The following is a 13,685-nucleotide window of genomic DNA, read 5'->3' as shown; positions in this document are numbered from 1 at the left end:
TATTTGCAAATAAAGGGAGTGGGATATATGTTTATCGAAACGAAAACAATTACAGTTAAAGAAGGAACTTCAGATCTTGTTGTTCAGCGTTTTTCTGGGGAAGGTATTATTGAAAAATTTGAAGGGTTTATCGACTTAAGTGTTCTTGTTAAAAAGGTGAGAAGAGGGGACGAAGAAGTCGTTGTAATGATTCGTTGGGAATCTGAAGATGCATGGAAAAACTGGGAGACAAGTGAAGAGCATCTAGCTGGACATAGAGAAAGTCGCGGGAAACCAAAACCAGATCATATTTTGAAATCTGAGCATGCGGTTTATTATGTGAAATCATCAAAATCAGCTTATCAGCAATCTTAATCAAAAAAGGAAATACATTTTGTAAAATATAAGACATGGAAGTGTCATAAAGTTTTTTTATATCAATGTCTTGTTTATAATATATGAAAAAAGTACATCACACGATATGTAGTGGTGTACTTTTTTATTTAATTGGTATGTGTAAATGCTTAAACAAACACGAATAATATTAAACATGTAAACAACATGAGAGAAAGTCCTTTGGAGACTCAATCTTATCTTGCTGGTGATAGGTATCGCCAGTATTTTTGAAAAGTAAGGTTAAGCTAAATAGACATGAAATGATAATTCTATCCACATATAGGGTGAATGTACATATTTCCAAATGATACAACTTGTTGCACGTCAATGGTAGATTCTATACAAGGAATTGGATATGTGAGCACTTGAAAAAGAGAAGCAATTCGTATGTCAAATGTTAAAAGATTGCATACAAGTATCTTGGAATTTCGGTGATAGAACTCTTAAGTATGATTTTTAATAGAAAATGGAACAAAAGAAACTTTTGTCTTGTCTATATAAAGGAGTCAAATATAAAACATGAGGAAAGGTGTTTATGCTTATGCAAATAAGCTTGAGGTGTTGAGATGGAACATAAGGTTATTGAAAATTGCAATCATGATGAAATTGATAATGTTATAAGAGAACATTGGCAAGACGTATGGAATTATTCATTCATTATTACAAAAGATACCCATTTATCAGATGATATAACGCAAGAGGTGTTTATAAAAGTATTTAAAAAATGGAGCTCATTTCGAAATGAGTCCTCTGTTAAAACGTGGTTATTAAAAATTACAAGGAATACAGCTTTAAATTATTTGAAGTCCTCCTATTTTAAGAGGATTTCTTTAGTAAGTTTCTTTCGAAATGATAAGGAATATCCGTCAGCAGAAAAACAATTTTTACAAAAAGAAACTATGAATGAAGTTTGGGACATCGTATTAAATTTGCCCCAAAAACATCGTGAAGTATTAATACTAGATGCAAAATATGAATTATCTTATGATGAAATTGCTGAAACATTAGGCGTGTCTATTGGAACTGTGAAATCTAGGCTACATCGCGCTCGTGCACGAGTTTCAAAAATATTATCGGAGGATGAATTATGAACAATGATAGAAAGCCGGATTGGTATAAAGAATTAAAAGGTGGGCCTATGAAACAGCCTCAAGACGAAGAGGAATTGATTTATAAGATAAAACAATCCATATACCAAAATAGGGAGGAAGGTTCTCCTAAAATTAGAAGGCCATTTCGTATAAAGACATTCACTGTTGCAGCTGTTCTAGTTTTTACGGCTGTGCTGTTTAACTTTCAACAATTCTGGTTTGGAAAAAATGAACCGCCTGTGCAAAGTAGCACTCAAATTGAAGTTAAGATGAAAGATGAATCTAATCAAGATCAATTACTAAAACAATTTATGGATGAATTAAATCAAAACACAAGCTTAAAAAATAAGAACGATTTATATAGAGTATTGGATGAAGAATTTATTTTTAAGGGAGAAAAGTATAGTAAAAATGAATGGAAGTTTGATGATGATATTTTTCATGATTTACAGGTAGCTCTTGCAATGGGGGGAGAATTTGTGAATGATACGAAAACATTATATAAAATACCTAGTGGATTGGCAGAAAGTAACCAAACGAAGCAGGAACGTTATTTATATGCTACTGTTGTTGGGGAAGAAACAAAAATTTTAACTCAACCAAAACCTGATTCACGCGTTTTATATCGGGTATCTAACGAAACTGTAAAAGCATGGATTCCGGAGAAAGTGAATAATGATGGATATATAAAAATAACTACAATGAATGGTTATACCGGTTATGTAAAAGAAGACCATGTCTCAATAGATATCCAGTATTCTTTCATTTTTGAAAAACAAAATGATGGTATGTGGAAAATAAAGAGTATAGATTCTATATGGTAAAAGAAAAAGGTTCACTTTATTGAACCTTTTTCTTTATTTTTTATTCTCTTTTTGAAGAGTATCCCAAGCCTTTAAAATTTCCGCTGCAACAAGAGCTGCACTATTTGTTTCAGAATTACCACCAGGAATAATGACAGAAATAGCAATATGCGGATTTTTAGTCGGAGCATATGAAATAAACAGAGAATGGTTTATAACTTTTTTTTGTTCGTTTGGCGAACCTGTTATTCCAGTTTTACCAGCAACGTCAAAGGGTAAATTTTTAATTTCTTGTATGAGTAGTGTGCACTTCATTTGCGCCCCAAGAAGCATTCAATAAAGCAGAAATCCCACTTTCAAAATTACTAGATGCATGTAACTTATATTGTCCTTTTTCTTCAAAGGGTAAATCAACTCCAGTTTTCGAGCGAAGACCGAATTGTTTTAAATAATTCGTCCACAAGGTTGCTACTTTTTCTAAATTTCCATTATTTTTATTGAATAATGGAATTGCTACTTTTGCTGTCATAAATGTATTTGATGAATTAATGATAGCTTGACTCGGTGTAATTTCACCAGTTGGAGTTCCAGCGGCATTGGTGATGTTATTTTGATTATTATACTGAAGGCGACCCTTATCTAAATACGTATCTTCAGGCTGAAAAAGCTTTTCGTTTAACCCAATTAATATAGTAAGCGGTTTTATAGTTGATGCCATATTTATATAGGAATCACCATACTTTAATTTTTGGATTGTTTTATTTTGAGCAAGTAATTGGATGTTTTCTTTTTCAGACAATGATAAAGGTGTATTGAATACATTTGGATCAAAAACTGGCGAGTTAGCCATAGTTAATATTTCTCCTGTTTTAACATCTATCACTACAGCATAACCAGCAGTAGCATCAGGTGTTTTCAGAATTTGGGACCTAAGTGCTTCTTCTGTTTTTTGTTGAAGTTTATAGTCTAGTGCTAGCTGAATATCTTTTCCTCTTTGAGGACTTTGTATGTTCCATAAGAACTTTTTATTTTTTATTTTAAAAGTGAGAGTTTTTCCTGGTTTTCCTTTTAAATCGTTTTCATATTGAAGTTCAATTCCATTTTTACCAACAGGAACATAATGAGAATCTGAGTTGTGTTTTTCATAGTCAACATACCCAATTACTTGTGAAGCAATTTCATGATGTGGATAAACACGTATCAACTCATTTTTTACTATTACATTTTTGAAGTTATTTTCGTTTATAAATGCGGATTCTTTATMATTTAAGTTTGCATGTAATCGTATTTCATTTTTATCATGATGTTTACAAGATTTTTGTAATTGTGAATGTATGTGATTTACTGAAATTTTATGGTTAAACTTGGATGAAAACTGATTTAGAAAACTTGATATCTTCGCTACTTCTTGATCGGCTGGACAATCAATATTATAGACATAATACAAAGACTTTATTTGTTTATTTGTGGCTAGTATGACTCCGTTTTGGTCAATAATTTTTCCTCTTTCAGCTGMAGAAGTTGYGATAGTAAACGAAATAAACCTTGTTATGAATAAAACCATCAAAACAACTCCTAAAATGAAAAAAATCGTTAAAATTATCCACCTCTTCGATTTTTTATGTAACATAAAATCCTCCCTTATCCAGATTCTATTCTATATTAAAATTTATTATTTTTTTTGTAAATGTGGGAACAACTTTATCATTTGTATTGTCTATTAAGTGTAATAGCGCTTTTAGAGAAGTAAGCTGCTAGGAAAGGAGCAATAATAATGAAAAAGAAACTGATATTAAAAGTAGGTCTATGCGCAAGTATATTAGGGATTAGCCAATTTACCAGTTCAATATTTACAGTACAAGCTGCAGAAAAAGTAGAGCAAATAAAAAATAAAAATCAAGAGAAAGATGTATCCATTTCACAGTTGCGTCCAAAAGTCTGGATGCATACAAGCACTGGCGAGGTAAATGGAACACGTATTTCTGCAAATGGTTTAATTCTTGAAACGTCTAAAGGACTAGTACTGATTGATACACCTTGGAATGATGCTCTTACAGATCAACTACTTCAAATACTAAAAAAGCAATTTCCTACAAAAGAGGTCACAGAAACAATTGTGACACATGCTCATGACGATCGTATAGGAGGAATTAAAACGCTGACTAAAAAAGGTGCCAAGGTACACAGTACGGCTTTAACTGCTGATTTAGCAGAGAAACAAGGTTTTGATAAGCCTCTTGGAGACTTGAAGAAACGCGATAATATGCGATTTGGTGATATAAACGTGGAAACATTTTATCCAGGAAAAGGACATACACAAGATAACATAACAGTATGGTTACCAAAGTATAAAATCCTATTTGGAGGATGTTTAATAAAATCACTAGATACGCAAGAGATTGTACAAACTCCAGGTTCATATGTATCTAATTGGTCAAAGGCAATTAAAAAAGTAGAAAAGAAATACAGCGATATAAATATTATTGTACCAGGACATGGAGATCCCGGAGATAGTCGTTTATTTACTCATACGTTGAACTTGTTAAAAAATAATGAAAATTAATAGGGTATGACGGCCACGTAATATAGAAGAACAGCCTAATTTCTGTTTTAGATATATTAATAAAAAAATGAGGGGAACTGCTTATGATTGAATGCAGTTTCTCTTATTCTTTATCCCGCATTAACGGGTAGTAAGCCTCCACCTTAAGGGTCAGAGAGAAACGAGGAAGAGAGGTGGGGAATAACTGCCCGTAAAAGCCCGGTTGGTGAGGGCTAACTATCAGTAAGGGATGAAGAAAACGCCCACTGATGGAAGTTTCACTTTAAGTAAATAGAGGAACGATTCCATTTTTATCTATTCAATTCATTAATTGAATGAACCGCTACTTTTTAGTTTTCTTTGTATAAAGATTGAATAACACATATGCGTGAATTTGTATATAAAACTGTAATCCGAATGAAATTCATTAAAAAATGGAGGATATATGAAAAAGCAAACAGGAAAGAAGCAGAAGACATCGATATCTATCCGATTAAACATCTTATTTTTCTGCGTATTTATACTATTTTCGGCTATTATTTTTCAGCTAGGAAGAGTACAAATTGTTGATGGAGAGACCTATAAAAATCAAGTGGAAAAAAATGAAAATGCAACAACGAGTATACCAGTTCCCCGTGGGAAAATTTATGATCGAGAAGGGAAACCGGTTGTTGATAATAGAGCACTTCGTACGATTACGTATACAAGATTGAAGGGTGTAAGCTCTGAAGACATTTTAAAAACTGCAGAAGATATTGCAAATATACTTGAAATATCAGAAGAAGAAATAAACAAATTAACGGAAGTAGATAAAAAAGATTTTTGGATGCAATTAAATAAAAAGCGTGCTAAAGAAAAGATCACGAAGCAAGAAGAGGAAAAATTTAGAAAAAAGGGTATAGAAGGGAAAGAGTTAGACAAAAGAATCGAAGAGTTAAGACGAAAACGCATTACAGAAGAAGAATTAGGAGAGCTCACGCCACAAGACTTACAAGTGTTAGTTATTAAAAGTAAAATGAGTTCTGGTTATCAAATGACACCACAAATTATAAAAAAAGACGTGACAGAGCAAGAGTATACGAGGATAAGTGAAAATTTAGCAAAACTCCCAGGGATAGATGCGACAGTTGATTGGGAACGAAACTATGTAAATGGTGATTTATTCCGTTCGGTATTAGGGAATATAACAAGTGCTGAAGAAGGATTGCCAAAAGAACACTTAGATTCTTATTTGGTCCGCGGATATAATCGGAACGATCGCGTGGGGAAAAGTTATATTGAACAACGATATGAAGATGTATTACATGGAACAAAAAAAGAAGTTAAAAATAATATTGATAAAGCAGGAAATGTTATTCAAACGGAAACAGTCTCTAAAGGAAAAAGTGGTAACAATTTAACTTTAACAATTGATATGGAGTTACAAAAAAAGGTAGAAGAAAGTATAGAAAAAAATTTAAAAGCTTTTAAGAGTTCTGAACCATTAATGGATCGTGCTTTTGTTGTCATGATGGATCCGAAAACCGGACAACTATTATCYATGGCTGGTAAGAGATTGGTAGAAAAAGATGGGAAAGCAGAAGTAGAAGATTTTGCATTAGGCAACATGGTAACTTCTTATGAGTTAGGATCAGCTGTAAAAGGTGCTACTTTATTAACTGGATACCAAACCGGAGCTATACAAGCAGGGACTCAATTTTATGACACACCTATGAAGTTTAAAGGTACGAGAGTTAAAAAATCATGGAATGTATCCGGATTTGGAAATATTAATGATTTAAGGGCTTTACAAGTATCATCAAATGTATACATGTTTCATACCGCGTTACAAATAGCTGGAGTGAATTATGTACCAAATAGTTCATTGGATATTAAACAAGCAGCATTTGACACAATGCGTTATTATTTTAAACAATTTGGTTTAGGCGTCCCAACAGGAATTAATTTACCGAATGAAATAACTGGACAAACGAGGCAGAAAGATAGCCAACCGGGATTTTTATTAGATTTTTCTATTGGACAGTATGATACGTATACACCATTACAATTGGCACAATATATTTCAACCATTGCAAATGATGGATACCGAATCCAACCTCAAATTGTCCAAGAGATTCGAGAACAAACAACAAAAAAAGAAGAAATTGGAAAAGTTGTACAATCTATAGAACCTGTTGTGTTAAATCGAGTGGATGTAAAATCGGAATATATTGATCGAGTAAAAGAAGGGTTTAGATGGGTATTTCAAGAAGGCGATGGAACAGGTGTGAAATATTTCCAAAAGGCTCCATATAAACCAGCTGGGAAAACAGGAACAGCTCAGACAGTATATGGAGGAGATAGTAAAATTGGAAGGAATGAGAAGGGAGAACGTATTGAGTGTTACAATTTAACATTAGTTGGATATGCTCCATATGATAATCCAGAAATAGCATTTTCTGTAGTAGTCCCTTGGGTTCACAATGATAAAAGTGGTATTAATTCATTAATTGGAAAGGATATATTAGATATATACTTTGACTTGAAAAAGCAACGTATGAATGGTGAAGCTACTAATATAGTGAATCCTAATCAGTAACAGTAAAATTTAATTCTTTATCGGGAAGGTAATGATTACTAGGATCCAAGTTATCTTGTTTATTGCTATTCGCAGGCAGTAAGACTCTCACCTCAAAATTCGGCGAAAGTAAAGAAGTTAGGTGGGGAGCAACAGCCCGTAAAAACCTGGTTAGTATGGGCTATATAAGAGGCTTTTTGAATAAAAGAATGAAAGCAATTTTGTGGAATAGCAGCTAGTACAGTTGTTATTCTACATGATTTTAATAATAACTTTGTTACCAAGACATAGAACATTATTAAATCTCAGATTCATATAAGTCAGTAGAAAACGAGCGGATGTACACTATTTATAGCAAGTTACTCATGTAAAAAGGATTATAAGAATTATTTAAGCTATTTTGATTTATTTAAAGGAGAAGTTTGAATTGAAAAAAATATGGATACTACTTTTCTTTTGTTTCACATTTATATTGGTAGGATGCAATAAAGGTGAAACTTCAGAACAAGCATTTGAAACATATATAAAATTATGGAATGACAAAAAATTTGCAGATATGTATGATCAACTGTCAAAACACGCAAAAGAATCCATTTCAAAAAAAGAATTTACAGAGAAAAATGAAAAAATTTACGAAGGTATTGGAGTTGAGAATTTAAAAATTAAAAGAGAGAAAGTAAGTAAAGATAAAACGGAAAGTGAGGTCATTCTTTTTACCGTAAGTATGGATACAGCAGGAGGAGAAATTTCTTTTTCACATGAAGCAACACTTGTGCAAGAAAAAGATGGAGATAAGAAATCTTGGAAAATAAATTGGACCCCAGACTTTATCTTTCCAGGGATGAAAAAAAATTATAAAGTCCGTCTGCAGACAGAGCAAGGAAAACGCGGTGAAATATATGATCGAAATGGAAAAGGGCTTGTAGTGAATGGAAAGGCTACTGAGGTTGGAATTATTCCAGAAAAATTAGGAGATACTGCAACACAAACGAAAGAAACAATAGCGCAATTACTTAATATGTCTATCGAAGAAGTTGACCAGAAGCTTACAGCGAAATGGATCAAACCAGATTCCTATGTACCAATTGGTATTTTACCAGAAGGACGAACACAAAGTGATTATATTTCGTTGGAAGGTGTTTCGTCTCGTCCGGTAAAAGTTCGTACATATCCATTAGGAGAAGCGGCAGCACACTTAACGGGATATATAGGAGAAGTAAATGCAGAAGAGTTAAAAGCGATTCAGAAACAAGGATATCAAGCAGATGATTTAGTAGGTAAGACAGGATTAGAAAAAGTCTTAGAAAATAAATTGCGCGGTGAAAAGGGTGGACGCGTATTTATGGAAGATGAGAACGGAAAAGAGATTAAAAACTTAGCAAAAACAGAAGCAAGGGATGGAGAGAATGTTACATTAACAATTAATGCCTCAATTCAAGAAAAAATCTATAATGAAATGAAAAATGAAGCAGGATCTAGTGCAGCGATTAATCCAAAGACGGGTGAAACAATTGCCCTTGTAAGTAGTCCAGCTTATAATCCAAATATAATAGTTAGAGGGGCATCAAAAGCGCAACGTGAAGTATGGAATAATGATTTTAAAAATCCAATGATAAACCGTTTCACACAGGCAGTTGTACCAGGGTCTGTATTTAAAACAATTACAGGAGCAATTGGTCTGGAAGCAAAAGTTATAAATCCAACGGAAGAGTTTAAAATTGAAGGATTAAAGTGGACAAAAGACTCATCTTGGGGGAATTATTATGTAACACGTGTGAAAGATGCTAGTCCAATTGATTTCGATAAGGCAATGAAGTACTCTGACAATATTTATTTTGCACAAAAAGCTTTAAAAATAGGAAAAGATCAGTATGAAAGCATGCTTAAGAAGTTCGGATTTCATGAAAAATTGCCGATTGAATACGAATTTCCTATTTCAATCATTGCAAAAGATGGGATAAAAAACGATATTCAACTGGCAGATACAGGATACGGTCAAGGACAAGTATTAATGACACCTCTTCATTTAGCTTTAACATATGCACCGATTGTAAATGAAGGGAATATTCCGTCTCCACATCTGATACAAAAAGAAGTGAAGAATTGGAAAGAGAATGTGATTTCTAAAGAAAGTCAAAGAATATTAAAAAGTGCGTTAATAAAAGTAATTAATGATTCCGATGGTGCCGGGAAAATTGCTAGGATTGATGACATGACTCTTGCTGGTAAAACAGGTACGGCAGAACTAAAAGAATCAAAAGAAGAAGATGGAAAAGAACTCGGATGGTTTGCAGCTTTCGATGCAAATGCGCCGGATATGATTGTTACAATGATGATTGAAGATGTGAAAGGAAGAGGGGGTAGTAATGTTCCAGGTGAAAAAATAAAACATATTTTTCAGAAGTGATACTTAGATTTTATCATTAAAAAAGAACCCTTTTAATAAAGAGGGTTCTTTTTTTAGTAAAAACACATTATTTAATCAACTAATTTAATTTTTTACTTCATCATACAACTCTAGCCCTTCTTTCACATTCAAGCCATTTTTGACGATGCCATGAATCGCTTGAATCATCGCAGCTGGGTGTTCCGATTGCCAAATATTTCGGCCCATATCAACTCCAATTGCCCCTTCTTGCAATGCTTGGTATGTAATGGTTAAAGCATCTTCAATAGAATCTAATTTTGGTCCACCTGCAATGACGACTGGGGCAGGGCATGTGCTCGTAATTTTTTCAAATCCTTCGCAGTAATACGTTTTAATAATATCGGCACCCATCTCTACACATACACGTGATGCAAGTGCTAAAAAGCGAGCTTCTCGTTTTTGTAGTTCCTTTGCTACGGCTGTAATACCAAGCACGGGTAAGCCGTAATCATGTGCTTCAGAAACAACATTAGCTAGATTGGTAACGGTTTGTGTTTCATATTCTGAACCGACAAAAACAGATACACCAACTCCGGCCACATTTTGCCGCAGTGCTTCTTTGATTGATGTAACAATGGTCTCATTTGCTAAATCTTTACCAACTACAGTTGGACCACCTGAAACACGTAAAACCATTGGTGTTTTGCAGTCTTTAGGAATGCAGGAATTGAGTACACCCCTTGTTAAGAAGAGAGAATCTGTATAGGGAAGTAAATTTTTCACCGTTTCTAAAGGTTGCTCTAATCCATGAATAGGTCCTAAAAAGTAACCGTGATCAATTGCTAACATAACCGCTTTTCCATCAGGTAGAATCGTATTTAATCGATTTTGAAATCCCCAAGTCATTGTCAATCACTCCTTCGTTAAATTTGGATTTTCTGTTTGTACAGTATCTTTTTCTTGTAAATGTGGTGACTTAATAAAAACAGCTTTAAAGATTTGATCTGAGTGGTTAATAAGATAGTGAGATTCATGAGGGCGAACTTGCAAGACGTCACCTTGTTTTACAGGAACTCTTTCATTATCAATATAGAAATCAATTTCGCCTTCTAAGGCATAAAAAATTTCTTCACATATGGTGTGATAATGATTTTGAAATTCCTGCCCAGGTTGAATCACTACAACGCCAAGGTCAATGTTAGGGCCCTTTACTAAATATTTTGGACCATGGTTACCAAAGCGATAGGAAAAATCCTCTTCATTTACTTTGAGCATATTGTTCACTCCTTTATGAATGTGTTACAGTGCCCCCGGTGCAATCCACATATGTGATGTGAAGCCTTCATCCGCTAGAGGGAGTTGTTTTTCATAAACAGATTTCCACGTTTGATAGAAATTTTGATATAATTTATGATTTTCAGCATTCGGTTCATAGGTGCTTTCCCACTTTACAAATTCCTGAGAGATTGTTTCCATAGAGTCATATATTCCGGCACCAACTCCTGCCGCAATTGCTGTTCCTAAGGCGGCCGCTTCTTTTACAACTGGTACTTTAACAGAAATTCCGAGAACATCCGCAACAATTTGTGGCCATAGTTTTCCCTTTGCGGCACCCCCAGCAAATATCACTTCAGAAGGGAACTTTCCTGTTAATGATTCTATTAATTTTAAATTTCCAAGTGCTATAAATGCAGCATTTTCTTCGAGTGCACGGAACAGTTCTTTCTTTCCGCATTTATTAGCATCTAAGCTTAAATTAATGAAAGAAGGTGCGGCATGGCGCCATGAAATGTAGTTCATTACATTTGAAAATATAGGAATAATGCCATATGATCCGACTGGCACATGTTTTGCTTGTTCCTCTAATAATTCATAAGCATCTACACCTAGTTTAGTAGCAAGTTCTTTTTCTTCTTGGCAAAAAGCATCTCGAAACCATCTCATCACAAGCCCGGGGAAAAAAGCGATTGTTTCATATTGCCAAAGTGTAGGGATAGCGTGGCAATTGACGCGAATACGAGCATTTGAATCTGTTTTTGGACTTGTTATATTTACTTCTTGTTGCCAAAAGCTCCCTCCGCAAATAAATGTTTGTTCAGGATGTACGACTCCCGAACCGAGTGAAGCCATCTGGGCATCTCCGCCCCCAGCAACTACTGGTGTTCCTACTTGTAACCCTATCAGCTCTGCACTTTGTTTTGTTACTTGACCGATAACTGTACCAGCCTCATTTACAGTTGGAGAAAATGATAAAGAGAGCCCACATTGCTCAGCAATCAAATTATCCCAAGTTCTATTTTCTAAATCAAAAATACCCGATGTACATCCATTGGAAGGGTCTATTTGTAATACCCCGCACAATTTATATAAAATCCAATCGTTTAACATTGTAAAGGAATGGATTTTATCATATATATCAGGTTGATGTTTTTTAATCCAAAGCAATCTAGGTAATGCACCTAGCGCAAAAGTTTGCCCCGACTTCCCATATAAATCTTTTTCAAGATTTGAACGAATCTGTTTTAATTCACTTACTTCAGAAGAAGCACGGCCATCAACGTTCGCACATGCCCATATTTCTTGCCCACTTTTATCATATAAAACAAATCCTTCGCGCATACTTGTTGCACTAATTCCTTTAATAGAAGAAGGGGATATATTGCTTTTTTGAAGTACATCTTTTGTGCATTCTTGAACGAGTTTCCAATTCTCTATCACATCAAAATTCATAGAACCAGGATAACGAGAGTCGGGCTTATGAACCCACTCTTTTTGACTCACAGCAAGCTGATTTCCTTGTAAATCGAAAAGGACGGCCCTGATACTACCAGTACCTGCGTCGTAAGCTAATAGAGAAGACATTATGATTCACCTTCCTTTCTTAATAGGGAGAGTGCTGTGTCCTCATCGGTAATTAATGTATGAATGAATCTACCTTTTAAAGCCCCGTAAATTGCATCTAATTTTTCTTCACCGCCAGCTACACCGACTACGTGTTTCATCTTTTGAAGAATAGAAAGAGGTGTACCAATTAGGCGATCGTGATGTGGAAGTTCTAGTAATTCTCCATGTGTATTGAAAAATTGCCCTAAAATATCTCCGGCACCATTTTGACTTCGTATATAGGTCATTTCACGAAGCGTTAATTTTTCTTCTTTTACAATCGTTGCATCATGAGATAAACCACCAATACCAACTATTGCTGTATTAGCAAGTGAAGCGACATGTAGCATATCTTTGACTGCTGGTTCTGAGAGAATACTTTGTGCCATTTCGGTTGTGGATGCTAAAAATGGTGTGGGAATGATATGAAGTTCTCCTTGCATGTGATTTAAATAATTTTGCTTTTTAGGAAGATAGTGATTTACACCACCTGTAAGGGTAACAATTGAAAGTTGCATAGATGGTTCAAAATGAATGTTTTCTAGCATTTTTGATATTGTTTCTCCCCAGCCAATACCGAGTAAATCTCCTTGTTGTAAATGAGTTTCTACATATTGCGCTGCAGCTTTCCCTAAAGAATTAGGGCTATTTTCCATCGGAGTAGGAATAACAAAAGAATCTTTCAAGTGAAACCTTTTAATTAGTTCACGTTCAATGCTTAAGCAATGTAAACCCGTACCTTTTACATGAAATGTAACGACACCTTCAGCTCGAGCCTTATCTAATAACCGAACGACCTTATTTCGCGAAATGTGAAGCAAAGAAGCGATTTCCTGCTGCGTTAAATGATCTTTATAGTAATACCAGGCTACTTTTGTTAACAAATTTTCTTCAAAGTTCAACTGTGACATGCTCTTCATCCCTTTCAACAATTGACCGATGCTTAAACATATGTGCTTATTTTTTTGTTTATACCGATAGAAGTAGTAATTGTGTTCAAGAAAAATTTGTTCTAGATATGAAAAAAGGGATATACAATGCTACAAAACAAGTAGAACAAAAAATC

Annotated in this window: 10 protein-coding genes and 1 pseudogene; 6 read left to right on the top strand and 5 right to left on the bottom strand. The window is 34.4% G+C overall.

The genetic code is table 11. From position 1 onward, the window contains the following. Nucleotides 1-27 precede the first annotated feature (27 nt). The 3 genes from AC1DIT_RS09610 to AC1DIT_RS09600 all read left to right on the top strand — a co-directional run bounded on the left by AC1DIT_RS09610 (nucleotide 28) and on the right by AC1DIT_RS09600 (nucleotide 2,290). Nucleotides 28-354 carry an antibiotic biosynthesis monooxygenase family protein gene (locus tag AC1DIT_RS09610; protein ID WP_003207439.1) on the top strand — a complete coding sequence of 109 codons (327 nt, stop codon included), beginning with the start codon at nucleotides 28-30 and terminating at the stop codon, nucleotides 352-354. A gap of 587 nt (nucleotides 355-941) precedes the next feature. Then, nucleotides 942-1,466, top strand: a complete 525-nt coding sequence (locus tag AC1DIT_RS09605) for an RNA polymerase sigma factor (RefSeq protein WP_016115249.1) — start codon at nucleotides 942-944, stop codon at nucleotides 1,464-1,466. After that, complete coding sequence (locus tag AC1DIT_RS09600; protein ID WP_016115248.1) at nucleotides 1,463-2,290, top strand: SH3 domain-containing protein; 828 nt, start codon at nucleotides 1,463-1,465, stop codon at nucleotides 2,288-2,290. The genes AC1DIT_RS09605 and AC1DIT_RS09600 overlap by 4 nt, the downstream gene beginning before the upstream one ends. A gap of 11 nt (nucleotides 2,291-2,301) precedes the next feature. Here the strand turns inward: AC1DIT_RS09600 and AC1DIT_RS09595 are convergent. Next, nucleotides 2,302-3,899: pseudogene (locus tag AC1DIT_RS09595) on the bottom strand (peptidoglycan D,D-transpeptidase FtsI family protein). 144 nt (nucleotides 3,900-4,043) lie between these two features. Here AC1DIT_RS09595 and bla point away from each other — a divergent pair. From bla to AC1DIT_RS09580, 3 genes are all read left to right on the top strand, one after another. Further along, nucleotides 4,044-4,832 (top strand): subclass B1 metallo-beta-lactamase, encoded by a 789-nt coding sequence (gene bla, locus AC1DIT_RS09590; RefSeq protein WP_016132945.1) that lies wholly within the window; start codon nucleotides 4,044-4,046, stop codon nucleotides 4,830-4,832. A gap of 424 nt (nucleotides 4,833-5,256) precedes the next feature. Further along, entirely contained in the window at nucleotides 5,257-7,389 is a 2,133-nt protein-coding gene (locus AC1DIT_RS09585) for a peptidoglycan D,D-transpeptidase FtsI family protein (RefSeq protein ID WP_016115245.1), read from the top strand. A 406-nt stretch (nucleotides 7,390-7,795) separates the two neighbouring features. After that, nucleotides 7,796-9,775 (top strand): penicillin-binding transpeptidase domain-containing protein, encoded by a 1,980-nt coding sequence (locus AC1DIT_RS09580; protein WP_016115244.1) that lies wholly within the window; start codon nucleotides 7,796-7,798, stop codon nucleotides 9,773-9,775. Between the two features lie 84 nt (nucleotides 9,776-9,859). Here AC1DIT_RS09580 and lsrF read toward each other — a convergent pair whose 3' ends face one another. Genes lsrF through AC1DIT_RS09560 form a run of 4 tightly spaced genes read right to left on the bottom strand, consistent with a single transcriptional unit; the run spans nucleotide 9,860 to nucleotide 13,548 of the window. After that, nucleotides 9,860-10,642, bottom strand: a complete 783-nt coding sequence (lsrF, locus tag AC1DIT_RS09575; protein WP_016115243.1) for a 3-hydroxy-5-phosphonooxypentane-2,4-dione thiolase — start codon at nucleotides 10,640-10,642, stop codon at nucleotides 9,860-9,862. A 6-nt stretch (nucleotides 10,643-10,648) separates the two neighbouring features. Then, a complete protein-coding gene (locus AC1DIT_RS09570; protein WP_016115242.1) occupies nucleotides 10,649-11,011 on the bottom strand; it encodes a cupin domain-containing protein in 363 nt (120 codons plus the stop codon). 24 nt (nucleotides 11,012-11,035) lie between these two features. Beyond that, nucleotides 11,036-12,598 carry an autoinducer-2 kinase gene (lsrK, locus tag AC1DIT_RS09565; RefSeq protein WP_016115241.1) on the bottom strand — a complete coding sequence of 521 codons (1,563 nt, stop codon included), beginning with the start codon at nucleotides 12,596-12,598 and terminating at the stop codon, nucleotides 11,036-11,038. Beyond that, nucleotides 12,598-13,548 (bottom strand): sugar-binding transcriptional regulator, encoded by a 951-nt coding sequence (locus tag AC1DIT_RS09560; RefSeq protein WP_170927943.1) that lies wholly within the window; start codon nucleotides 13,546-13,548, stop codon nucleotides 12,598-12,600. Before AC1DIT_RS09560 ends, lsrK begins: the two co-directional genes overlap by 1 nt. Between the last annotated feature and the right edge of the window lie 137 nt (nucleotides 13,549-13,685).

The organism is Bacillus sp. 05T22 (genome assembly GCF_056396765.1).
The sequence above is the reverse complement of the archived record's forward strand: the minus strand, read 5'-3'. Positions and strand labels throughout refer to the sequence as shown.

Coding starts and splice junctions, on each gene's coding strand:
- bla (WP_016132945.1), top strand. CDS start 4,044: ATGAAAAAGAAACTGATATTAAAAGTAGGTCTATGCGCAAGTATATTA.
- lsrF (WP_016115243.1), bottom strand. CDS start 10,642: ATGACTTGGGGATTTCAAAATCGATTAAATACGATTCTACCTGATGGA.
- AC1DIT_RS09600 (WP_016115248.1), top strand. CDS start 1,463: ATGAACAATGATAGAAAGCCGGATTGGTATAAAGAATTAAAAGGTGGG.
- lsrK (WP_016115241.1), bottom strand. CDS start 12,598: ATGTCTTCTCTATTAGCTTACGACGCAGGTACTGGTAGTATCAGGGCC.
- AC1DIT_RS09605 (WP_016115249.1), top strand. CDS start 942: ATGGAACATAAGGTTATTGAAAATTGCAATCATGATGAAATTGATAAT.
- AC1DIT_RS09610 (WP_003207439.1), top strand. CDS start 28: ATGTTTATCGAAACGAAAACAATTACAGTTAAAGAAGGAACTTCAGAT.
- AC1DIT_RS09570 (WP_016115242.1), bottom strand. CDS start 11,011: ATGCTCAAAGTAAATGAAGAGGATTTTTCCTATCGCTTTGGTAACCAT.